The sequence below is a fragment of the Sphingopyxis sp. USTB-05 genome, assembly GCF_023822045.1.
Classification (GTDB): Bacteria; Pseudomonadota; Alphaproteobacteria; order Sphingomonadales; family Sphingomonadaceae; genus Sphingopyxis.
On record NZ_CP084712.1, the window covers coordinates 1,073,853 to 1,095,629 of the forward strand.

19 protein-coding genes are annotated in these 21,777 nt (G+C 62.8%); 8 read left to right on the forward strand and 11 right to left on the reverse strand.

Going from position 1 to position 21,777, the window contains the following annotated elements; translation table 11 throughout:
- Nucleotide 1 precedes the first annotated feature (1 nt).
- The 5 genes from KEC45_RS04705 to KEC45_RS04725 form a co-directional block, all read right to left on the reverse strand.
- Nucleotides 2-1,417: an MFS transporter gene (locus KEC45_RS04705; protein ID WP_252171553.1), complete on the reverse strand. Its 1,416-nt coding sequence runs from the start codon at nt 1,415-1,417 to the stop codon at nt 2-4.
- Nucleotides 1,418-1,493: 76 nt separating this feature from the next.
- Nucleotides 1,494-2,153: a TetR/AcrR family transcriptional regulator gene (locus KEC45_RS04710; protein WP_252171554.1), complete on the reverse strand. Its 660-nt coding sequence runs from the start codon at nt 2,151-2,153 to the stop codon at nt 1,494-1,496.
- 73 nt (nt 2,154-2,226) lie between these two features.
- Nucleotides 2,227-3,603, reverse strand: a complete 1,377-nt coding sequence (locus KEC45_RS04715) for a sulfatase (RefSeq protein WP_252171555.1) — start codon at nt 3,601-3,603, stop codon at nt 2,227-2,229.
- On the reverse strand, nt 3,603-5,858 hold the full coding sequence (locus tag KEC45_RS04720) for a TonB-dependent receptor (protein WP_252171556.1): 2,256 nt from the start codon (nt 5,856-5,858) through the stop codon (nt 3,603-3,605). The genes KEC45_RS04715 and KEC45_RS04720 overlap by 1 nt, the downstream gene beginning before the upstream one ends.
- Before the next feature lie 225 nt (nt 5,859-6,083).
- Nucleotides 6,084-6,731, reverse strand: a complete 648-nt coding sequence (locus tag KEC45_RS04725) for a DUF4198 domain-containing protein (protein WP_252171557.1) — start codon at nt 6,729-6,731, stop codon at nt 6,084-6,086.
- A 183-nt stretch (nt 6,732-6,914) separates the two neighbouring features.
- Here KEC45_RS04725 and KEC45_RS04730 point away from each other — a divergent pair, with 183 nt between their 5' ends.
- From KEC45_RS04730 to KEC45_RS04745, 4 genes are read left to right on the forward strand one after another with little or no spacing between them, the layout of a single operon-like run.
- The gene (locus KEC45_RS04730; RefSeq protein WP_252171558.1) at nt 6,915-9,014 is read left to right on the forward strand and encodes a TonB-dependent siderophore receptor; all 2,100 of its coding nucleotides are present in this window, start codon (nt 6,915-6,917) and stop codon (nt 9,012-9,014) included.
- A gap of 45 nt (nt 9,015-9,059) precedes the next feature.
- Nucleotides 9,060-9,368, forward strand: a complete 309-nt coding sequence (locus tag KEC45_RS04735) for a hypothetical protein (protein WP_252171559.1) — start codon at nt 9,060-9,062, stop codon at nt 9,366-9,368.
- Nucleotides 9,365-10,927: a PepSY domain-containing protein gene (locus KEC45_RS04740; RefSeq protein ID WP_062182442.1), complete on the forward strand. Its 1,563-nt coding sequence runs from the start codon at nt 9,365-9,367 to the stop codon at nt 10,925-10,927. Before KEC45_RS04735 ends, KEC45_RS04740 begins: the two co-directional genes overlap by 4 nt.
- Complete coding sequence (locus tag KEC45_RS04745) at nt 10,924-11,211, forward strand: DUF3325 domain-containing protein (RefSeq protein WP_062182439.1); 288 nt, start codon at nt 10,924-10,926, stop codon at nt 11,209-11,211. The genes KEC45_RS04740 and KEC45_RS04745 overlap by 4 nt, the downstream gene beginning before the upstream one ends.
- A 4-nt stretch (nt 11,212-11,215) precedes the next feature.
- Here the strand turns inward: KEC45_RS04745 and KEC45_RS04750 are convergent, their stop codons facing one another.
- A complete protein-coding gene (locus tag KEC45_RS04750; RefSeq protein ID WP_062182436.1) occupies nt 11,216-11,866 on the reverse strand; it encodes an NUDIX domain-containing protein in 651 nt (216 codons plus the stop codon).
- Nucleotides 11,867-11,967: 101 nt separating this feature from the next.
- Here KEC45_RS04750 and KEC45_RS04755 point away from each other — a divergent pair, with 101 nt between their 5' ends.
- Together KEC45_RS04755 and KEC45_RS04760 are read left to right on the forward strand one after the other, a co-directional pair.
- Nucleotides 11,968-13,032, forward strand: a complete 1,065-nt coding sequence (locus KEC45_RS04755) for a bifunctional nicotinamide-nucleotide adenylyltransferase/Nudix hydroxylase (protein WP_252172018.1) — start codon at nt 11,968-11,970, stop codon at nt 13,030-13,032.
- A 52-nt stretch (nt 13,033-13,084) separates the two neighbouring features.
- Nucleotides 13,085-14,470, forward strand: a complete 1,386-nt coding sequence (locus tag KEC45_RS04760; protein ID WP_062182430.1) for a nicotinate phosphoribosyltransferase — start codon at nt 13,085-13,087, stop codon at nt 14,468-14,470.
- Between the two features lie 82 nt (nt 14,471-14,552).
- Here the strand turns inward: KEC45_RS04760 and KEC45_RS04765 are convergent, their stop codons facing one another.
- The 5 genes from KEC45_RS04765 to KEC45_RS04785 form a co-directional block, all read right to left on the reverse strand.
- Nucleotides 14,553-14,801 carry a DUF1153 domain-containing protein gene (locus KEC45_RS04765; RefSeq protein WP_062182428.1) on the reverse strand — a complete coding sequence of 83 codons (249 nt, stop codon included), beginning with the start codon at nt 14,799-14,801 and terminating at the stop codon, nt 14,553-14,555.
- Between the two features lie 171 nt (nt 14,802-14,972).
- A complete protein-coding gene (gene ahpF, locus KEC45_RS04770) occupies nt 14,973-16,523 on the reverse strand; it encodes an alkyl hydroperoxide reductase subunit F (protein ID WP_062184150.1) in 1,551 nt (516 codons plus the stop codon).
- A gap of 126 nt (nt 16,524-16,649) precedes the next feature.
- Nucleotides 16,650-17,213 (reverse strand): alkyl hydroperoxide reductase subunit C, encoded by a 564-nt coding sequence (gene ahpC, locus KEC45_RS04775; RefSeq protein WP_062182425.1) that lies wholly within the window; start codon nt 17,211-17,213, stop codon nt 16,650-16,652.
- Nucleotides 17,214-17,358: 145 nt separating this feature from the next.
- Entirely contained in the window at nt 17,359-17,652 is a 294-nt protein-coding gene (locus KEC45_RS04780; protein WP_152682393.1) for a hypothetical protein, read from the reverse strand.
- Nucleotides 17,653-17,847: 195 nt separating this feature from the next.
- Entirely contained in the window at nt 17,848-18,603 is a 756-nt protein-coding gene (locus KEC45_RS04785; protein ID WP_152682392.1) for a helix-turn-helix transcriptional regulator, read from the reverse strand.
- 156 nt (nt 18,604-18,759) lie between these two features.
- Here KEC45_RS04785 and KEC45_RS04790 point away from each other — a divergent pair, with 156 nt between their 5' ends.
- The gene (locus KEC45_RS04790) at nt 18,760-19,452 is read left to right on the forward strand and encodes a helix-turn-helix domain-containing protein (protein WP_083435839.1); all 693 of its coding nucleotides are present in this window, start codon (nt 18,760-18,762) and stop codon (nt 19,450-19,452) included.
- Between the two features lie 220 nt (nt 19,453-19,672).
- A complete protein-coding gene (locus tag KEC45_RS04795; protein ID WP_252171560.1) occupies nt 19,673-21,649 on the forward strand; it encodes a serine hydrolase in 1,977 nt (658 codons plus the stop codon).
- Nucleotides 21,650-21,777: the final 128 nt, after the last annotated feature.

Consider the following 21,777-nt stretch of genomic DNA (forward strand, 5'->3'; position numbering starts at 1 on the left):
GTCATTTGTCCATATTTGTCGTGGAGGGGCCCCCGCGGCGGCGTGCATTGCGCCATCCGATCGCACGGACGAGGCGCGCGTGGGTACGCGTGTCGAGGGGATAGAAATGGATGAACAGCCCGGCGCCGATGGCCATCATCGCCGGAACGATCGTGGCGAAACCACGGATGCTGGTCAGCGCCTCGGGAGTTTGCGGTGCGTTGGGAACATAGCCGATGATGTCGAGCAGGATGCCGATCAGGCCGGTACCGACACCCAGCGCCACCTTCTGGGTAAAGGCGAGGAAACCGACGAGAGCACCCTCTGCCCGCAGGCCGGTTTGCCATTCGCCGACCTCGACCGTGTCGGGTAGCATCGACCAGAAGGTCAGGACGAAGGCGGCGTTGCCGACCCCAGTGAGTCCGAGCAGGCCATAAAGTAGTGGTCCCGCCTTTGGCGCGAGGGCGAAGATCAGGATATTCGCGGTCGCGCTGATCGCGATCCCGCTGAGCCACACCGCGCGTTTTCCGATGCGCTGCGTCAGCTTGACCCACAACAGCATCGACAGCGCGGCGGCCGCCAATGAAACCGTCAGGCCGATCGTAATCGTCTCCTCCGATCCGGCATAATATTTCATGTAATAGAGGAGCGCCTTGCCGCCCATCGCATAACCGATCGAACCCACCAGCGTCGCGCCGAGCAGCAACAGGAACACGCGGTTCGACCGCACCGCGCCGAGCATCGCGCCAAAGGTCGGATGTGCGTCGGGCGCCTCGCCGATCGCTTCGCGGGTTTTCCTGAAGCAGTTGAGCAGGACCAGTGTCGCTATGGCCGCGTAAAGCGCCGCAACCCATAGAAACCCTTCGCGTCCGCCGCCGAAGCGGGCGACGAGCGGCAACGTCGCGGCGGCGAGGAACAGTCCTGTCAGGATCGCGAACAACATGCGCGCGCCGGCAAGACGCGACCGCGCGAGCGAGTCAGCGCTCATCCGGGCTGACAGTGCCACAAAGGGGATGTTCACGACGGTGTAGACTGTGCGGAACAGGATATGCGTCGCGAGGCAGAAGGCGGCGAGGGCGTTGCCCGACAGTCCCAGCGGCAGGAACATCGCTATAAACGCAAATGCGAGCAGCGGTGCGCCGAACAACAGATAGGGGCGATAGCTGCCGAAGCGGCTGCGCGTGCGACTGGCTATCACGCCCATCGCGGGGTCGGTGATACCTTCCCAGACGAGCGCCGCCATGATGATCAAACCGGCGACCGAGGCCGAGAGCCCGAGCACGTCGGTGTAGAAATAGAGCAGGAACAGCGAGCAGAAGGTGAAGTAGAGATTGAAGGCAAGGTCGCCCGAACCATAGGCCACGACCTCTCCGGTCGATAGGCGCGGCTGTTCCATGGAAGCGGGCGGTCTTACCGTCCCGCCGCTGACATCGGCCATGATTGTCTCTCCCTCTTTTTTCGGGAGCTTATCGCAACGAAATTCGCCTGTCTCTAATTTTTATCCAGATGGATAATTATTTTTGACCGGACTTTTCGATCGCCTTCAGGCCGGGCATGAACAGCGAGACAATGGCGTCGGAATAGGCCTCTATCGTCTCGTTCGACAGCGCGTCGATCCCGTGCGTCAGCTTGGCTTCGGCGGCGAGATTGAAGATCGACTGGGCGGCACCTGTCATCGCATAGACCATCAACGTGGGATCCACCCGCGGCATCGTCCCGTCGTCCATCAGCGCATTCCATCGCGCGAATATCCGGTCGTGGCTGGGGCGAATGAAGCTCTCCGACGCCCAGGCCAGCCGTTCGTTGTCGCGAAAGGATTCCTGAACCATCAGCCGCGCATGTTCGGGATGCTCGGCGCAATAGCGGACATAGCGTCGAAGCGAGATTTCGAACGCCTTATATGGCGGCAGATCGGCCTCGCCGGGCTCGGCGCGCAAAATCTCGCTCATCCGGGTGAACAGCAGCCGGACGGCCTCGCGCCACAGCTCATCCTTCGTGCCGAAATGATATTTGATCAGCCCGTGCTGGACGCCGACGCTCTCGGCAATTTCACGTATCCCGACGCCGTCGAAACCGTGGCGTGAGAATAGTTGCAGCGCTTCTTCGACAATTTTCTGCCGCGTCGCGACACCGCGGTCCTGGGCTTTTCTTTTCGGTCCCGTTTTCGACTGCAATCTGTTTGCCCCGGATTTGAATCAACTGGATACCAATACCAGCGACGGGCCGGCACAGGCAATGACGGATGGATCAGGGCAGGGTCTTCCCGCCGGGAAGCCGGTCGGGCTCCTTCTTGCGCCCCAGCGGTTCGTACGTCTGACGATATTGGTCGAAGCGTGCGCGCATATCCTTCACGACATCGGGATGGCGCGTCGCCAGATTATAATCCTCGCTGGGGTCGCTGCGCACGTCGAAGAGGAGGTTGGCGCCGATGCGCGCGAGTGGCAGGTCATATTCGCGGTAGTAACTGCGCGCGACGAATTTCCAGCGGTCGGTGCGGATTGCCGCGACCTTTTCATTATCGAACAGGATCAGCGCGTCATGGGGGCTGGCCGCGCCCTTCTGCCACACTGCGCTGATGTCCTTGCCGTCGACGATCAGCCCCTTGGGAAGCGGCTTGCCGGCAAGCGCTGCGAAGGTTGGCAGCAGGTCGAAATTCATCGTGATCGCGTTGCTGCGACTGCCTGCGGGAATGCGGCCGGGCGCCCATGCGACGAAGGGAACGCGGTATCCGCCGTCCCATCCCGCGCCGCCCTTGCGATCGCGCAGCGCGCCCGCTGATCCTTCGAACCAAGGGCCATTGTCCGAGGTGACGATGACATAGGTGTCGTTCTGAAGGTTCAGCCGCTCGAGCTGCTCGCGCAGACGGCCGAGCTCGGAATCGACCTCCTCGACGACGTCGCCATAATCGCCCGCGGGCGAATGACCGGCATGTTCCTTGCTCGGATGAAGCGGAATATGCGGCGCGGTCAGCGCCAGCATCAGGAAGAAGGGTCGGCTCTGGTTCGTTTCGACGAAGTCACCCGCACGCGCGAAGAAGCGTCGCGTCAGCGCTACCATGTCGACGTCTTCCTGCGTGAATTCAACGCCCTTGCCCGCAGTGTAGAGCGACAGCGGCTTCATGTCGTGGCTGTAAGGGAGTCCGAAGAACAGGTCGAAACCCTGCACCGTCGGCGGCCAATAGGGCGGCGTGTGGCCGAGGTGCCATTTGCCGATCAGCGCCGAGACATAGTCACGGCCGAGAACCTCGGGGATCGTCACCTCATCGGGCGGCAGGCCGTTGGTGTCGTTCGCCTGGATCACCTGCCAGGCAAGACCGGTGCGGATCGGATAGCGGCCGGTGAGCAGGCCGGCGCGCGACGGGGTGCAGATATTGGCCGACGCATAGGCATCGGTCATCAGCAACCCGTCGGCGGCAAGCCGGTCGATGTTCGGCGTGCGGATCGCGCGCGAGCCATTGGCGCCGATGTCACCATATCCAAGGTCGTCGGCGAGGACGACGATGAAGTTCGGCGGGCGCTTACGCGCCGCCGGGGCTTTCGACTTCGCGAGCGCGAGGGTCGAAACACCCCCCGCGCCCGCCAGCGCCAGTGCGGCCAACAGGCTGCGGCGATCGAGCGTGTTCATCAGAACCGATACTCCACGGTGGCGCCGAACTGGCGCGCGGCGGTTGACGGGAAGAATTGCGACTGGCCGCCGGTGTCGAGCGGCGTGTCATAGATCAGCTCGACGAAGCTCTTGTCGGTCAGATTCTTGCCCCAGATCCACGCCCGCATCCGGTCGCCGGGCAGCGCGAAGCCCAGCTGCGCATCGAGCAACCCATAAGCCTTTTGCACCGATTTCGGATCAAGGTCGAGCGCGGTAAAGGTCTTGCCGCGATAGGCGTATGACAGCTGGCCGAACACGCTCGCGCCCGCCGCCGTGACCTCGGTTTCGTAGCGGGCCGTGGCGTTCGCTGTGACCTTGGGCGCGTTTGCGAGTTCCTTGCCGGTGAGATTCTGCCGCGCCTGGCCGCCCGAAACGATGCAGCCCTGCGCCACCGTCTGGCCGAAATAGCAGGGCGCGCCCGCAAAGTCGGTATATTCGGCTTTGGTGTAGGCCGCGCCGCCCATCAGCGTGAACCCGCCCCCTGCTTTGATGTTGATGTCGGCCTCGACACCGCGCGTGCGCAGCGAACCTGCGTTGATGACGTCGAACACCAGCGTTCCGGTGTCCGAAACCCCGATCGCCTGCGCCTGGAAATCGTCGAAATCGGTGCTGAAGAAGGCGATGTTGAAGCGGACGCGGCGATCGAACAATTCGGTCTTGGCGCCGATTTCATAGGAGGTCGGGATTTCGGGTTCGACCGTGCGCAACACGGTTGAGTCCTGCAGCGCGTTGAAGCCGCCGCCCTTGAATCCGCGCGCGACGCTGCCGTAGAGCGTAACCTCTTCGGTGGGGCGGAACTGAGCGCCGAGGCGCCAGGTCCACGCGCCGTCGACGCGCTTCGACTTCTGGTCGACGCGCGGCCCCAGCAAGACCGTGCCCGGATTGGGGAAGCGACGGAAATGCGTGTTCAGCCGCTCGACGGTGTATCGCAGTCCGCCAAAGACGTTGAACCGGTCGCTGAGGTGATAGGTCGCATCGGCGAAGGCCGCGAAATTCTGCGTATAGTTCTCGACCAAGATAGCGCGCGACAATTGGACGCCGGGAGGCAGGGTCTGATCGAACGTCCCCTGCTGCGAATTGCCCAGTTCATAGTCCTGATTGAACAGGAACAGCCCGCCGACCCATTCGAGCGGCTGGCCCGAGGGTGAGGTCAGGCGCAGTTCCTGCGTGAACTGACGCTGATGGCTGTCGCCATTGTTGATGTTGAGCGCCGGCGTCGGGCGCTGGTCGGCGTCATTATTGTCGACGGCATCCCACCAGCGCAGGCCGGTGATCGACGTCAGCGTGATCCCGCTTGCGCTTTCGACATCGACCTGCACCGATCCGCCATAGGTTTCCTGCCGGATGAAGGTGTCGCCGTCGAGCGCAACCTCGCGATTGTTCGGGCCGGGGACGATGCCCGCGGCGGTCACCTGGGTCCGGACCCGCGCATTGTTGCCGAAGCTGCGGATCGTCCACATGCAACACGCAGCATCGCGCGACGAATAGTCGCCCGCCACGAGGACGCGGATATTGTCGGCGGGCTCCCAGAGCAGCTTGGCGCGACCGCCCCATTCGTCGCGATCGTTGAGCTTGCTGTCATCGAAGACGTTGCGGATATAGCCGTCGCGCTTGGTCAGATAGGCCGACGCGCGGAAGGCGAGATTCTGGGTGATGCCGCCGGTGACCGTCCCGCGCAGCACGAACTCGTCAAACTCGCCATAGGTCGCCTGCACCCGCCCGCCCCAGGTGTAACTGGGATCGGTGGTGACGATATTGAGTACGCCGGCCGACGCATTCTTGCCGAACAACGTGCCTTGCGGACCGCGCAGCACTTCAACGCGCTGGATATCGAACAGGTCGGTCATGCCCGCGCCCTGTCGCCCGATCGGTACGCCGTCGATGACGATCCCGACCGAACCCTCGATCGCCGAGGAGAAATTGTTCGTGCCGATGCCCCGGATCGCAATCCCCGCGCCGCGCGGGTTGTTGCTGCCCTGGAACGAGAAGTTCGGGGTCGTCGTCTGAAGCTGCGAAATTTCGGTGATGTTGCGGTCGCTAAGCTGCTCCCCGCTCAAAACGGCAACCGATAGCGGAACGTCCTGCAATGACTGTTCGCGCTTTTGCGCGGTCACGACGATCTCGTCGCCGCCGGCAGCTTCGGCCGCCGGATCGGGCAGCGGAGCGCTTTCTTGCGCATAAGCCCCGCTTGCGAGCAGCGTCGACCCCATCAACGCCACGATAATGCTCTTCATCGACATCCTCCCTTTATATTTATCCAAGTGGATAATAATTTGAGGACGGTGATGTCAAGAGCGTTTCAGGAAATCGGGCGGCGGCTTCATCCATGTTGAGGGCCGCGCAATATGCGCTTGAGCTTGTGATACGGCTGCCGATCAAAAAATCGGGGCGGCGCAGGATCGCTGCGCCGCCCCGACGATGTATCTTTCGGCCCGCACGCTGCGGGGCCTGCCCGGACCTCAGGGTGTGACGAAGGTCAGCGTGGAGACATGCACCGTGCTCGCGACGGTCTTGCCGCCCAGCGTGCGTTCGCCTGCGACCTCGTTGCTCGTCGACAGCAGATAGCGGCCTTTGCCGCGTGCGGGTGCGGTGATGACGCCCTTGTCGTCGGCCACATAGGCTTTGGTCCAGCGATCGGGATCGATCACCGTCAGCTTGGCGCCGGGCAGGGGCTTGCCCTGCCACAGGACCGCGAAACTGTTCCCGTTCGCCGTGACCGGGACGATTTCCAGGTCGAGCGCATGGCGCGTTTCGGATCGTCCAGCGCGCGCGTGATAAACCACGCCCTGCAGCTTGCCGTCTTCGCCGGCCCAGGGTTCGAAAACATTCTCGTCAACGAGTCGGAGGTCGCCGGTCCCGCTAACCGCAGCCTCGATATGATTGGCGCGGCGGACGAGCGACGCGGGGCGGTCGCGGCTTTCGGCGAAGAGCGTCGGCGTCTTCAGCTTGGGGAATTCGGGGTCGCCGCTTTCAGGAACGGCCTCGGCCGGCTCGCCGAGATAGATGCGAGCGGGCGCATTGCCGTCGCGCTCGATCCACACTTCGTGCGCGGTGGCGGGTGCGGCAAGAAAGCCGAGGACCATCAGAGCTGCAAAAGTCTTTTTCATTAGGGACATCCCTCTTTCCGGATGGAGCTGAAAGGTGATGCCGGGTCGCAGAGCACTCCGGCGCAAGCGTTGTGTGGCGGCCGGGGTCGGTTATTGCAAACGATTATTACTAGCTTGCTATTGCGAACCATTCGCTATAGCGGCCGCTCCCGATTGCAACAAAGATGCAAAAAGGGAAACGCCATGACCGTCCGAATGATCGCGCTTTGCAGCGCAGCCGCGCTCGCTTTCGCCACCAATCCGGCTTGGGCGGCCGATAGTGCCGAAGATGCTGCGTCGGCTGGCGGGAGCGCCGCCGACGCCGATGCGGCCGCCGCCGAGGACCCTATTGTCGTCACCGGATACACCGGGACCAAGACCGATACCGCGCTGGCGGAACTGCCGCAGCCGATCAAGGTCATCACCGCCGAACAATATGAGGCGCAGGGCGCGATCAGCATCAGCGACACGATAAAATATGCCGCGGGCGTTGCCGCCAACCCCTATGGCCGCGACACGCGCGTCGACGGCTTCAACGTCCGCGGGCTCGACGCGTTGCAGTTCCGCGACGGCATGCGCGACGTCTTCTCCTATTATGCGTCGATCGCCTCGGACCCGTATAATTTCTCGCGGGTCGAGATCGTTCGCGGCCCGGCCTCCGTGCTGTTCGGCCAAGGGTCAATCGGCGGCCTCATCAATCTCGTCAGCAAGACGCCGGATTTTGCGACGCGCGGCGAAATCAGTCTCGTTTACGGCAGCTATGACCGCAAGGAAGTGCTTGGCGACGTCAATGTCGCGCTCGCTGACGATCTCGCTGTCCGCTTCGTTGGCCGCGCCCGCGACGCGGGCACCTATATCGACCACGTACCCGACGACCGCGTGATGTTCGCGCCGTCGATCCGCTGGCAGCCGACCCCCGATACCGACGTCATATTGACCGGCCTGTATCAGGAGGATGATACTGGTTCGACCTCGCAATTCCTGCCGATCGTCGGGACCTTCCGGCCCAACACGGTCGCTGGCAAGCAGCTCGATCGTTACACCTTCGTCGGCAAGGCCGGCTGGGATCGCTACGCCGGCCGTTTGCTTCAGGGCGGCGGATCGGTGACGCACCGCTTCTCAGATAATGTGAAGCTCAGCCTGAAGGCGCGCTATATCGATAGCGACCTTGAATATAATACCCACTATGCCGACAGCTATACGAACCCGGAGGATCCCTATTCGGTTTACGGCACCAGCGGTCGCATGATCGGGCTTACCGCCGACGCCAGCGACGCGCGGATGAATGTGTTTTCGACCGACAATAATCTGCAGTTCGATTTCACTACCGGCGCCAATGTCGAGCATAAGCTGCTCGTCGGCATCGATTATAGCTGGAACAAGGTTCAGAAACGCTATGCTGGCGGCACCGAGCTCGTCGACCTCTATGACATCGATTATGATGCGCTGCTGACCTATGATCCCAGCGGTCCCTTCACCAAGGAAAGCCAGAAGCAACTGGGCGTTTATGTCCAGGACCAAATCCGCTTCTTCGACCGCGTCTCGGTTGTACTTGGCGCGCGCCGCGACCGCGTTACCGGCTCGTCGGGCCAGAAGGACAACGCCACGACCTTCCGCGCCGGCATCATCGGCGAGATCGGTGCGGGCATCTCGCCATTCTTCAGCTATACCGAAAGCTTCCTGCCGGTCGCCGGCCGGATCGACAATGGCGACGGCACCTTTGGCGATCCCTATCGGCCGCAGACCGGCACGCAATATGAAGCGGGCATCAAGTGGCAGCCGACGCCGAATACCCTCGTCACCGCGACCGCGTTCAAGATAAAGGAACGCAATCGCGTCCTCTATCTTGCCGCGGGTGGCACCACCCAATCGGGCGAACTGAACACCAAGGGTTTCGAGATCGAAGCCAGCCATAGCCTCCCGGGCAATTTCGAACTGCTGGCCAATTACGGCTATTCGAAACTCAAATCGGAAACCAACACCAGCCTCGATTATATGCCGCGCCACACGGCGTCGATTTGGTCGACCAAGACATTCGGCCTTGCGGACGAAGCGCAGCTGCGTCTGGGCGGCGGCGTCGTCTATAGCGGCAAGAGCATCTCGACGAGCGATGTCTGGTCGATCGTCACCCCGTCGCGCACGACGGTCGATGCGCTGGCCGAGATCAACTGGAACAACTGGCGCTTCGCGGTCAACGCGACGAACCTGCTCAACAATAAATTTTTCGCGTCCTGCCTCGCGCGCGGCGATTGCTTCATCGGCGCACCGCGCAACGTGATGGGCACGATCGGCTATCGCTTCTGAGTGCGGGCTATTGCGAGTCACTCGCAATGTTGCGATAGGGACGCCATGAGCAGGGCGGTTGATATTTTACACGGTGGAAGGTGGCGCGATATTGCGGCACGTGTGCTGGCTGCGGTGCCGCTCAACTATGCGGTGACCAGTGCGCTGACCATGCTGATCGCGCGGCTTTTGCCCGGCGGCGCCCAGCAGGCGTCGGTAGGTGCGACGCTGATGTCCTTCCTTATCTTCGCCGGCCTTGCGATGACCGCATTCGCCGTACGCTCGGTTTCGCGGCTGTGGGCCGGGTTGATCGCGACTGGCGTGATTGCGGCGCTGGCCGACTGGTGCCTTATTGACTGGGGAGGCCGCCTGTGAAGAACGGCTTTCGGCAATCGATGGCGTGGCTTCACACCTGGACCGGGTTGTTGCTCGGCTGGCTGCTTTTTGCGATCTTCGTCACGGGTACCTCCTCCTATTTTCAGGAAGAGATTACCGCGTGGATGACGCCCGAGATCCGCAGCGTTCCAGCGGACGGCCCGACACGCTTCGCCGCGGCGACGCGTTGGCTCGAACGCGAAGTACCGGGGGCCAGCGAATGGTCGGTGTATTCAGCGGGCAAGCGCGCCGCGGGCCTGCAACTCTATTGGGTCAACGGCCCCGATGCACCGGCGGATGCGCCGACAGATGCACGCCTCGACGGGGCCGGACGTAAGGCGGACGCACGCGAAACAGCAGGCGGGGATTTCCTCTACCGCTTCCACTACAACCTTCATTATATCAACTGGTACTGGGCCCGTTGGATCGTTGGGATCGCTGCGATGGCGATGCTCGTTGCGATCTTCTCTGGCATCGTCACGCACAAGAAGATCATCGCCGACTTCTTCCTGCTTCGTCTAGGCAAGGGCCAGCGGAGTTGGCTCGATGCCCATAACGCGTCGAGCGTGCTGTTCCTGCCGTTCATCCTGATGATCACCTATACCGGCCTGGTAAGCCTTGCGACGCACTATATGCCGTGGGGGATCGCCGCCAACTATGCGAACGAAGAGAAATTCTTCGAGGCGACCTTTCCTTGGCCGGCTCCCGCCGAAAAGGTAGGGCCAGCGCCGCTGATCGCTGTCGCGCCGCTGGTCGAGCACGCCGAGCGCACATGGGGCGCCGGCGCCGGAAGCGTGCGCATCCTCAATCCAGGCGACCGGACGGCACAAGTCATCGTGTCGACCGCCCCCGACGCGAGCATGTCGGTCCGGCCGCGGTCCATGACGTTCGACGGCGTGACCGGGAAGCTGATTTCCGCGCACAATCCGTCGGGCGCCGCGACGGCGACCGAAGGCACTATGATCGGCCTGCACGCTGGCCGCTTCGCCAGCGGGGTGCTGCGCACCCTCTATTTCCTATCGGGCGTTGCGGGCTGCGTCATGGTCGCCTCGGGCCTGATCCTGTGGACGGTCAAGCGGCGCGCAAAGCTGCCCGATCCCGATCGGCCGCATTTCGGATTTCGCCTTGTCGAAAAACTTAACATCGGCGCGATTGGCGGACTGCCCCTCGGGATGGCCATCTATTTCCTCGCCAACCGCCTTTTGCCCGTCGAGGGGGCAGGGCGAAGCGATCGTGAGATCGCCGCACTTTTCATCGCATGGGGCGGCGTATTCGTCTGGGCGGCGGTCCGTCCATCGGCGCGCGCGTGGATCGAGGTTCTCGCGGTGACCGCCGCTGCATTCGCATTGGTGCCGGTCGTCAGCGCGCTCACGACCGATCGCTCGCTGATCGCCAGCTTGGCCAACGGCGACATGGTCTTTGCCGGTTTCGACCTGTCGATGCTGTTGGTCGCGGCCGGCTTTGGCTGGGCAGCCGCGAAGGCGAAACGCCGCGCGACAAGCCCGAAGGCGGGCGTGCGCAAGCGCACGGCCGGGTCGCCGGTGACCGAAGCCGCATGACCCATTTGCTGCTCCTGTTCCTTGCGACCCTGGGCTTCGCGCTTCTGTGCGTTTCGCGCGCGCGGCATCAACGCGATCTGATCGGCCGCAAGCTTTCCGAACGGACGACGGATTTTGCACGCTGGTGCGGTGTCGCGATCCTGGCCCTCGCATATCTGCTCGCCGGATATCGTTTCGGATGGGCAGTCGGAACGCTGGAATGGCTGGGCCTGTCGAGCATAGGCGCGGTGCTGACGATGGCGATGCTTTCGCACCGTTCGGGGCAGAATTCGTCGCCGCGCTGACGCCTCAGGACTTGACCCGGAACAGTTCCGCGGGGCGAAAGGCGCCGCCTGCTTCGCGCTCGCCCGTGCCTTCGATCCAGCCCTTGTCGAGCATGCGGCGACGGAAGGCCGGCTTGTTGAGCTGAATGCCGAGGATCGCCTCGTGAACGTCCTGCAGGGCGCGAAGCGTGAAGCGCTGCGGAAGGAGCGCAAAGGCAATTGGGGAATAGTCCAGCTTGCCGCGCAGGCGCGTTACGGCATGATCGACGATCGCATCATGGTCGAAGGCAAGTTTCGGGATGGCGTCGATGGGCGCCAGCATCAGATCGTCCCGGCCCGGCAAGGCAGCCGCGAGTTCGTCGGCGGGAAGCAGAGCAAAATAAGCGATGGTGACGATCCGCATCCGGGGGTCGCGGGCCGGATCGCCAAAGCTGTAAAGCTGTTCCAGCCAGGCATCCGAAAGGCCCGCCTTGTCGGCAAGGATGCGCTTTGCCGCGTCGTCGAGGCTTTCCGCCACCCCGACGAAACCGCCTGGAAGCGCGTGAACGCCTTTGTGCGGTGCTTCACCGCGTCGTTGCAGCAAAACCCTCAAATCGCCGTTCGCGACCGTCATCAGGACAAGGTCGACGGTAACCGCGAGAGGCGGGAAAGCCGCAGGATCATAGGTTTCGGACATGGCGCAAACTTATATCTTGACTAGATATATGTCAAATGCATATAAGTGAGTCGTGCCGGGGAGTCCGGCACATGAAATTCAGGTCGAGGGAGTCTCGCGTGATGGAAAAGGCAGATTTCGGTGTCTTCATCGGACGCTTTCAGCCGCTGCATATCGGGCATGAGCATGTCATCCGGCAGGCGTTGGAACAGGTCGGCCGGCTGATCATCCTCGTCGGTTCGGCGAACGTCGCGCGCGACCCACGCAATCCCTTCACCTTCGACGAGCGGGCCGCGATGCTGCGCGCCGCCTTTCGTCACGAAATGGCCGAGGAACGGCTGATCGTCGAACCGCTCGACGATCATCTCTATTCGGACACCGCCTGGGTGACCGAGGTGCAGCGCCGCGTGAACCGCATCATCCTCGACGTCGGGAACGGCCACGGCTTTGGCAGTCACGGGCTTTCCGACTTTAAGGTTGCGCTGACGGGCTATGGCAAGGACGCCTCTTCCTATTATCTCCGCCTGTTTCCCGAGTGGGACAATATCCAGATCGACAGCCAATATGGCACCTTCAGCTCGACCGACGTGCGGCGGCGCTATTTCCAGCGCATCCCCGAAATGCCGGCATCGATCCTGACGGCCGACGTCGCGGCCTGGCTCGATGCGTTCAAGCTCGGCGAGACGTTCCGCACGCTGCTCGAAGAGAGCGAATATCTTGCGGCATATCCCGCGCAATGGGGCAAAGGGCCGTTCGTCACCGCCGACGCGGTGGTCGTGCAGTCGGGGCATATATTGCTCGTCGAACGCGGACGACTGCCTGGCAAGGGGCTGCTCGCGCTGCCTGGCGGCTTCGTCGATGCGGGCGAGCGCATCCGCGACGCCGCGATCCGCGAACTGCGCGAGGAGACGGGGATAAGCGACGGCAAGGGGCAGATCCCGCCCGCAATGCTGGGCAGCTTCATCGAGGATCATCGCACACGCGTGTTCGATGCGCCGAACCGGTCCTTGCGCGGCCGGGTGATCACCCACGCCTATCTGTTCCGCCTGCCGGAGCGTCGCAAACTGTTCGCTGTGAAGGGCGGCGACGATGCAGCGCATGCGCGCTGGTACCGGCTCGGCGATCTCAGCCCCGAGATGTTTTTCGAAGACCATTGGTCGATCATCGAAGAAATGGCCGACCTGTAATCCGCGGCAGGGGAGTCCTGCCGAACCCAAGCGAATGTGAGGAGTTCACATCATGAAAAACCTGATCCTGGCGACCGACAGCTACAAGCAGAGCCACTTTCTGCAATATCCGCCCGAGGCGCGCGTAATCAGCGCCTATGTCGAGGCGCGGCCAAACCCCTTTTCCGAAGAGATTGTCTTTCTGGGTCTCCAGCCGCTGCTGGTCGACTATTTCAGCCAGCCGATCAACGCGGCGGATATCGACGAGGCCGAGGCGATCTGCATCGCGCACGGCGTTCCGTTCAACCGTGCGGGGTGGGAGGCGATCGTCGCCGATCATGGCGGTTATCTGCCGCTGGAGATCAAGGCGCTGCCCGAAGGCGCGATCGTGCCCGCGGGCGTGCCGCTGGTACAGCTCGAAAATACCGACCCGCGCATGCCCTGGCTGACGACCTTCATAGAGACGGCAATGCTGCGTGCGATCTGGTATCCGACGACGGTCGCGACGCTGAGCTGGAAGTGCAAACAGGTGATCCGCGCGGGGCTCGAAAAGACGTCCGACGATGTGGAGGGCCAGCTTCCCTTCAAGCTCCACGATTTCGGCGCGCGCGGGGTTTCTTCCGCCGAAAGTGCGGGTCTGGGTGGGCTCGCACATCTCGTCAATTTCCAGGGCACCGACACGATGGAGGCGCTGGTCGCGGCGCGGCGCTACTATGGCGCCGACATGGCGGGCTTTTCTATTCCCGCCGCCGAGCACAGTACAATGACGAGCTGGGGCCGCGACCGTGAAGAGGATGCCTATCGCAACATGCTCGACCGGTTCGAAGGCGAGGGACGCATCGTCGCGGTCGTCTCCGACAGCTATGATCTCGATACGGCGGTCACCGACATCTGGGGCGGCAGCTTGCGCGAGAAGGTGCTGGGGCGCGCGGGCACGCTGGTCGTACGGCCCGACAGCGGCGATCCGATCGAAACGCCGCTGCGCACGGTGAAAACGCTGTGGGAAAAGTTTGGCGGCCATGTGAACGGCAAGGGCTATCGCGTCCTCGATCCGCATGTCCGCGTGATCCAGGGCGACGGAATGACCGTCGACAGCATCGGCCGGCTTGTTCAGCGGATGATCGAGGAAGGTTTCGCGATCGACAATATCGCTTTCGGCATGGGCGGCGGGATGCTGCAGCACGTCAACCGCGACACGCTGCGCTTCGCGATGAAGGCGAATGCGATGCTGGGCAGCGACGGCGTGTGGCACGATGTCTTCAAGATGCCGAGTACCGATCCGGGCAAGGCGAGCAAGGCCGGACGGCAGGCCGTCGTGCTGAAGGACGGCCGGATGGCCGCAGCGCGGCTCGACAGCGTCGCGGTGGGCGAAGATCTGCTGGTGCCGGTATGGCGGAATGGCGAACTACTCGTCCGCCACGACTTCGACGCGGTGCGGAAGCGGTCCGAAGGCAGGTGATGGCCGACCCGCCGGTAAATCCTCTGCTCCGGCTTCGCGTCCGGGTGGGCCCGATCCGGGGCGCTACTCGGTTATTGATCGATCAACCGATCGTCTGGCTCCGATACCGTTTGAGTTTGGTGACGCGAAGGCCGGGAAGTCCGGCACGATCGAGCGATCGCCGCCAGTCGGCGATTTCCTCGGAGCTCAGCCGGTATCTTTCGCGGGCGTCCTGCAGACTCAGCAATCCGCCATCGATCGCAGCCAGCACTTCGGCCTTGCGGCGGCTGACCCAATAGGTCGTGGCGGACGACGGCAAGTCGTCGATCGTCAATGGCCCCAGCGGCCCCATGACCGAGGACGGCCTTCCATGATATTCGAGCACCGCGAACTCTCCATTCGCGCGGCTGGCGCCGCTTTGTGTGCCCCCCGCGCAAAACCTGCGCCACGAGGGTTAACAAATGGTTGCGAATGCGGTGAGATGAGGCAGGCGGCCGGGCATCGGATGCCCGGCCGACGTTGCTCAGGCCCGGATAAGGTGGTCGAACGCCGAAAGTCCGGCCTTCGATCCTTCGCCCATCGCTATGACGATCTGCTTATAGGGCACGGTCGTCACGTCGCCGGCGGCGAAGATGCCGGGCTGGCTCGTCGCGCCGCGCGCGTCGACCTCGATCTCGCCACGGTCGCTGAGCGCCACGGCGCTGCCCAGCCATTCGGTGTTCGGAATGAGGCCGATCTGGACGAAGATGCCGTCGAGTTCGACGAGGTGCTCCTCATCCTTGTTGCGGTCGCGATAGCGCAGGCCGACGACCTTTTCGCCATTGCCGAGCACCTCGGTGGTGAGCGCCGACGTAATGATCGTGACGTTCGGCAGGCTGCGGAGCTTCGTCTGGAGCACCGCGTCGGCGCGAAGTTGGCCGTCGAACTCGATCAACGTCACATGCGCGACGAGTCCGGCCAGATCGATCGCCGCCTCGACACCCGAATTTCCGCCGCCGATCACCGCGACGCGCTTACCCTTGAACAGCGGACCGTCGCAATGCGGGCAATAGGCCACGCCCTTGTTGCGATATTCGGCTTCGCCCGGGACGCCCATCTGGCGCCAGCGCGCGCCGGTCGACAGGATCACGGTCTTGCCCTTCACGCTCGCGCCGCTCTTCAGCTTCACTTCGTGCAGGCCGTTCGCACCGCCGGGGATCAACTCTGCGGCTTCCTGAACATTCATGACGTCGACGTCATAATCCTTCACATGTGCTTCCAGTTGCGCGGCGAGCTTCGGACCCTCGGTGTGCTGGACCGAAATGAAATTCTCGATTCCCAGCGTGTCGAGCACTTGTCCGCCGAAGCGTTCGGCGACGATGCCGGTGCGGATGCCTTTGCGTGCGGCATAGATGGCGGCTGCGGCGCCGCCGGGCCCACCGCCGACGACGAGCACGTCGAACGGCTCCTTTGCGGCGATCTTCTCGGCGGCGCGCGCGACGGCGCCGGTGTCGAGCTTGGCGACGATCTGTGCGAGGTCCATGCGGCCTTGCCCGAAGGGTTCGCCGTTCAGGAACACCGCCGGAACCGCCATGACCTTGCGGCGCTCGACCTCGTCCTGAAACAGCGCGCCGTCGATCGCGGTGTGGCGGATGTTCGGGTTCAGCGCGGCCATGATGTTGAGCGCCTGCACGACGTCGGGGCAATTCTGGCATGACAGCGAGAAGAAGGTTTCGAAGACGAAATCGCCTTCCAGCGCACGCACGGCGTCAAGCAGTTCGGCCTCTTCCTTCGGCGGGTGACCTCCGACGTGAAGCAGCGCGAGGATCAGCGAGGTGAATTCATGCCCCATCGGCAGTCCCGCGAACACGGCTTCGGCGCGGCCCTCATCGGCACGGATCGCGAAGGAGGGCCTCCGCGCGTCGTCGCCATCGAAACGCGCGGTGACGAGGTCCGACTGCGCCGCGACCTCTTCGACAAGCGCGCGCATCTCTGCCGATTTGGGCGAGGCATCGAGGCTCGCGACCAACTCGATCGGACGGCGAAGGTTGCCGAGATAGGTTTTGAGCTGGGCGGTCGTGTTGGCGTCGAGCATCGGCATGGGGAGAGCCTTTCGGACAGGAGCAAGGGTTCGCCGTGGGGGGGCGGCGTCAGAATCTTGTTTTTTTAGAATGCGAAGACCGGGCGAGCGCCGCCCGCCCGGTCCTGCAAATCGGTCGGCTTAGATCTTGCCGACGAGTTCGATCGAGGGAGCGAGCGTTTCGGCGCCTTCTTCCCACTTCGCCGGGCAGACCTGGCCGGGGTTGGCGCGGACATAGACCGCCGCCTTGATCTTGCGGACGAGTTCCTCGGCGTTGCGGCCGACGCCTTCGCTGGTGATTTCCATCACCTGGATCACGCCGTCGGGATCGACGACGAAGGTCGCGCGGTCGGCGAGGCCCGAATCTTCACGCAGCACGCCGAAATTATTGGCGAGAACGTGGTTCTGGTCGCCCAGCATGTGATAGTTGATCTTGCCGATTGCCGGCGAGCTGTCGTGCCATGCCTTGTGGCTGAAATGGGTGTCGGTCGACACCGAATAGACTTCGACGCCGAGGCCCTGAAGCGTCGCATATTGGTCGGCGAGGTCTTCGAGCTCGGTCGGGCAGACGAAGGTGAAGTCGGCCGGATAGAAGAAGAAGACCGCCCACTTGCCCGCGGTATCGGCGTCCGTCACGGGGACGAACTTGCCCTGATGGTACGAAGTGGCGTTGAACGGCTTGATCGAGCTTCCGATGATACCCAAGGGAGAGTGTTTCCTTTGATTGCTGCACTGCAAAATGATTTGCAGGGCGCCAGCTATGCGGACTGGCGCACGCACTCAACCCCAATTTTCCGGGCACACTTATCGGGTAAATCGATCAACACGCCGCTTTCACGCAAAACTGCGATTAACGGCCGATGCCCCCGGCTCCTGCGAGCAGGTCGATCACTTCGGCATCGAAATCGTCGGGTGCGCCCGGCGTGATCTTGCGAAAGCGGCGCGCGCAATAGGCGGCGCGGGGGCCGAGGTCGGGGACATCTCGGAACTTCAACGCGGTTCCCGATTGTCCGCCGACAAGGTCGGGCATATCCGTCCACACGGTCCGCACTGTGAAAACGGCGCCCGGGCGCACCTCGGGCGGGTAGCGCTCGTGCCGGCTGATGCACAGCGCCAGGTCATCCACTCGCCAATCGTCCGTCATAATCAACCTCGTGGTTGTTACGCAGCGTTGGGCGCAGTTTAACATATCCGGTAACGGCTGGCCAATCGTCCGTGACTGCCCATTATCGCGGGCGACGAAGCCTTCGTTCCAAAGTTTGCGATCGCTTTCCGAATTGGGCCTTGGCGGAACAACCGCTGCGGGGATGCAATCCGCGGCAGAGGGCGTTCGTCAGGTTCAGGCCGTTGCTTCGCGCCCGCGCATCTTGGTCGGCGCCATGCCGAAGCGGCGGGCAAAGGCGCGCGTGAAGCTCGCGTTGCTCATATAGCCGCAATTATACCCGATGCTCGATATCGGAAGATCGCTCTGCGCGAGCAACTGGCGCGCGCGTTGCAGCCTCCGCTCGCTCACCGCCTCGGCGACGCTGCATTGGTAAAGTTCGCGAAAACCCCGCGTCAGCTTCGCCTTGCTGAGCCCACAACGCCGCGCGACATTGCCGACGGTCAGCTTTTCCTGCCATTTTTCGTTGACCAACTGATGCGCGGCCGCGACGCGGGTGATGTCGAGTTCGCTCAGCGACGTGCGGCCGCCCACCTCGACCATGCGGTCGGCGGCAAGTTCGGCGAAAAGCTGGCAGAGCAATTCCTGGCTGCGCGCGCTCCGCAACATGTCGTCGACTTCGCTATCGCCTTCGACGGCGACCACCGCACGGCCGAGACCGCGAAGACTGGCGGGAAGATACCAGCGCCCATCCGCCTTGGGACGGAGCGCGAACAGGCGGTCGCACGCCGCGCGGCTGATCGCGAGCACGACCAGATGATCGTCGGCGGGTCCCGAGACGTCGGCGGGTAGAAGCATCGAAACCGCGGGCTCGCCAATGTCGCCAAAGCCGAAGATGAGGGCGTCCGGCGGCAGGAACGCGGCATCGCAGGGGCCGCGGCCGACGAAGCTCGTAAACTCCGGAGAAATGCGAATGGATAGCTTGTTGGTCATCCTGTCATCCCAGCGAATCGCCGCATCAGTGGCGACGCGATATCCTATGTGCAATCGTCCCGGCCCTATCCGATACGCAAATTTTCTTTGCCGATTGTTCCAACAGATTGTGCAGTCCGGCTTGATCGATGCGAAAAATGCGCAAATATATGCTAGATGAGAAAAAAGATCGAAGGGACACAGATGCCGGCAATGCGCCAGCCCATTCCGACCACCGGCGATCGGCGGACCGCCGTCGACGGCAATCCGGGCGTATTCCTTCGCGAACTGCGGATCGAAAAGGGCTGGACGCTTGCCGAGGTGAGTGAACGCACGCGCATCCCGGTTTCAACTTTGTCAAAGATTGAAACCGGGAAGATGTCGCTCAGCTATGAAAAGCTGCTTCGTCTGAGCCAAGGTCTCGAAATCGATATCACGCAGCTTTTCGCCGCCGCGACGTCGGTCCCGGCCGCCACGCATACCGCCACCGGTCGACGCAGCATCACGCCCGCCGGAGAGGGGCCCTCGATCAAGACGGCGACGTACAACTATACTTATCCGTCGGCGGATCTGCTCAACAAGACGCTCAATCCGATGATCATCGACATCAAGGTGCGGTCGATCGACGATTTCGGAGATCTGATGCGCCACTCGGGTGAGGAATATGTCCTCGTGCTCGAAGGCGAATGCGAGTTTCACACCGACATGTACGCACCGTCGCGCCTGAAGACGGGTGATTCGGCCTATTTCGACGCGTCGATGGGGCATGGTTATGTCGCTGTGGGGGAGGGGCCGTGCCGTATCCTGTCGGTCTGTTCGGCAACCGATGCCGATCTGAAGTCGGTACTTCATCCGGTCGAAACCGAATGATCGCCTAGCGCCGCGCGCCCGGTAATCGGTTCGCGCCGCCGCTTCTGAAAAAATCCGTCGTTCTGAAATTTGTTCGCGCTGCAGCGCCGCGGCTGCGCGGTCGCGTCTGCCATTGACAAATTTCCGTTCAGGATGCCTATATCAAGAATTGAAAATATTTCAAAAAGTGAAACTTCGATGTCAGGGCCTGGTGAGTGGCCTAGTCGAAAGGGGAGGACGAATGCGGTTCATACGGTCTTGCGCGATGCTGGTTGCGGCGATGCTGGTTGGGGTGATGGCGCCAGCCGTGAGCCCGTCCGCCGCACAAACGGCCACGAAACCGCAGACGAAGCTGCGCGGCCCAAGTCCGTTGCCCGCCCCCGCGATGGTCAAGAGCGACGTCGACGCCTGGCTCGACGGCTATATGCCCTATGCCCTGTTGCGCGGCGACGCGGCCGGCGCGGTCGTGGTGGTCGTCAAGGACGGCAAGGTGCTGACGCAGCGGGGTTTCGGCTATGCCGACGTCGGCACGCGGCGGCGCGTCGATCCCGAAACCACGCTCTTCCGCCAGGCCTCGGTGTCGAAGCTGATCACATGGACCGCGGTGATGCAGCTCGTCGAGCAGGGCAAGATCGATCTCGACCGCGACATCAACACCTATCTCGATTTCAGGATTCCGCCCTTCGGCGGCAAGCCGGTCACGATGCGCAACCTGATGACGCACACCGGGGGATTCGACGAGGTGCAGCGCGGGCTCAACAGCTATGATCCGAAGAAGATTCCGTCGCTCGGCGATGCACTCAAGCGCCAGGTGCCGTACCGCATTTACGCGCCCGGAACGACGCCGGCCTATTCGAACTATGGCACCTCGCTGGCGGGCTATATCGTCGAGCGGGTGTCGGGGCTCCCCTATAATGATTATGTCGAGCGCCACATTTTTGCGCCCACGGGCATGACGCGATCGACTTTCCGCCAGCCGCTTCCCGCGCGGCTGCAGCCCTTGATGGCGAGCGGCTATATGCTGGGATCGGGCAAGCCGGGGCCGTTCGAGCTCAGCAGCCTCGCGCCATCGGGCGCGATGACCGCATCGGGCGCCGACATGGGGCGCTTCATGATCGCGCATCTGGGCAAGGGCGGACCGCTAATGAAACCGGCAACCGCGGCACAAATGCACGATACGATCCTCCGGCTGATCCCGCCGCTCAACGGCATGGCGCTCGGTTTCTATGAGCAGAATATCAACGGTCGCAGGGCGTTGTCGCACGCTGGCGACAGCCCCAATTTCCACAGCCAGCTCTGGATTTTCCCCGAGGAAAATGTCGGCATCTATATGTCGATGAATGCCGCGGGCACGCAGAATGTGTCGGGCCCTATCCGCAGCTATTTGTTCGAGGCGTTCGCCGATCGCTATTTCCCGTTCGAACAGCGCGACGGCCGGGTCGATGCCGCGACCGCGCGCGAACATGCGCGCATGATGGTGGGCACTTACAACAAGACCCGTCGACTGGAAACGAGCTTCCTGAAGGCGATGGAGCTGGCCGGGCAGACGAAGGTCTCGCTCGATCGCGACGGCGGAATCCGGCTTAACGCGGTGCCGGGTATCGGTGGTCAACCGCGCAAATGGGTCGAAATCGCGCCGTTCGTGTGGCGCGAGGCCGGCGGCAGGATGCGCCTCGCCGCCAAGGTCGAAAATGGCCGCGTCGTTCGCTTCAGCGTCGATTCGGCGTCGCCCTACATCGCGTTCGATCGGGTGCCCTGGTATCTGTCGGCCGCCTGGCTCACGCCGGCGATGCTCGGCAGCCTCGTCGTGCTGCTGCTTACTGCGATAGCCTGGCCCGTCTCGGCGCTCGCCCGTCGCTATTATGGCGTGAAAGCCGATCTGCCGTCTGCCGCGCTCAAAAGCTACCGGCTGACCCGCGGCTTCGCGGCGCTGGCCGTGACGGTAATGGTTGCGTGGATCCTGTTCGTTTCCACGCTGCTCAGGGACTTTTCGTCGGTCAGCGGCGAGTTGGACTGGGCACTGATCACGCTCCAGGTCGTGACGCCGATCATATTCCTCGGCCTCCTTGTGAGCGCGCTCTGGAATATCCGGCACGTCTGGACGGGCAAGCGCGGTCGGTTCGCCAAATTCTGGAGCCTGCTCCTGTTGATTAGCGCCGTGGTGCTCCTGTGGATTGGCGCAGGCTTCCACCTGATCGGCTTTGGAACCCGCTTCTGACCGGGGCAGCGGGGCCGACCGGCATAGCGGTCCCGCCTGCCGGCAAAGAAAACTTCTCCAATCATATTGCAATTATCAAAATTTGAAAATAATGTCCCAAACAGGTCAACAGGAGTGATCGCAGGATC

What these genes read in the sequence shown, in the direction of transcription:
- KEC45_RS04705 (WP_252171553.1), bottom strand. Translation starts at nt 1,417, where the DNA reads ATGGCCGATGTCAGCGGCGGGACGGTAAGACCGCCCGCTTCCATGGAA.
- KEC45_RS04715 (WP_252171555.1), bottom strand. Translation starts at nt 3,603, where the DNA reads ATGAACACGCTCGATCGCCGCAGCCTGTTGGCCGCACTGGCGCTGGCG.
- KEC45_RS04720 (WP_252171556.1), bottom strand. Translation starts at nt 5,858, where the DNA reads ATGAAGAGCATTATCGTGGCGTTGATGGGGTCGACGCTGCTCGCAAGC.
- KEC45_RS04725 (WP_252171557.1), bottom strand. Translation starts at nt 6,731, where the DNA reads ATGAAAAAGACTTTTGCAGCTCTGATGGTCCTCGGCTTTCTTGCCGCA.
- KEC45_RS04730 (WP_252171558.1), top strand. Translation starts at nt 6,915, where the DNA reads ATGACCGTCCGAATGATCGCGCTTTGCAGCGCAGCCGCGCTCGCTTTC.
- KEC45_RS04735 (WP_252171559.1), top strand. Translation starts at nt 9,060, where the DNA reads ATGAGCAGGGCGGTTGATATTTTACACGGTGGAAGGTGGCGCGATATT.
- KEC45_RS04745 (WP_062182439.1), top strand. Translation starts at nt 10,924, where the DNA reads ATGACCCATTTGCTGCTCCTGTTCCTTGCGACCCTGGGCTTCGCGCTT.
- KEC45_RS04750 (WP_062182436.1), bottom strand. Translation starts at nt 11,866, where the DNA reads ATGTCCGAAACCTATGATCCTGCGGCTTTCCCGCCTCTCGCGGTTACC.
- KEC45_RS04755 (WP_252172018.1), top strand. Translation starts at nt 11,968, where the DNA reads ATGGAAAAGGCAGATTTCGGTGTCTTCATCGGACGCTTTCAGCCGCTG.
- KEC45_RS04760 (WP_062182430.1), top strand. Translation starts at nt 13,085, where the DNA reads ATGAAAAACCTGATCCTGGCGACCGACAGCTACAAGCAGAGCCACTTT.
- KEC45_RS04765 (WP_062182428.1), bottom strand. Translation starts at nt 14,801, where the DNA reads ATGGGGCCGCTGGGGCCATTGACGATCGACGACTTGCCGTCGTCCGCC.
- ahpF (WP_062184150.1), bottom strand. Translation starts at nt 16,523, where the DNA reads ATGCTCGACGCCAACACGACCGCCCAGCTCAAAACCTATCTCGGCAAC.
- KEC45_RS04780 (WP_152682393.1), bottom strand. Translation starts at nt 17,652, where the DNA reads ATGACGGACGATTGGCGAGTGGATGACCTGGCGCTGTGCATCAGCCGG.
- KEC45_RS04785 (WP_152682392.1), bottom strand. Translation starts at nt 18,603, where the DNA reads ATGACCAACAAGCTATCCATTCGCATTTCTCCGGAGTTTACGAGCTTC.
- KEC45_RS04790 (WP_083435839.1), top strand. Translation starts at nt 18,760, where the DNA reads ATGAGAAAAAAGATCGAAGGGACACAGATGCCGGCAATGCGCCAGCCC.
- KEC45_RS04795 (WP_252171560.1), top strand. Translation starts at nt 19,673, where the DNA reads ATGCGGTTCATACGGTCTTGCGCGATGCTGGTTGCGGCGATGCTGGTT.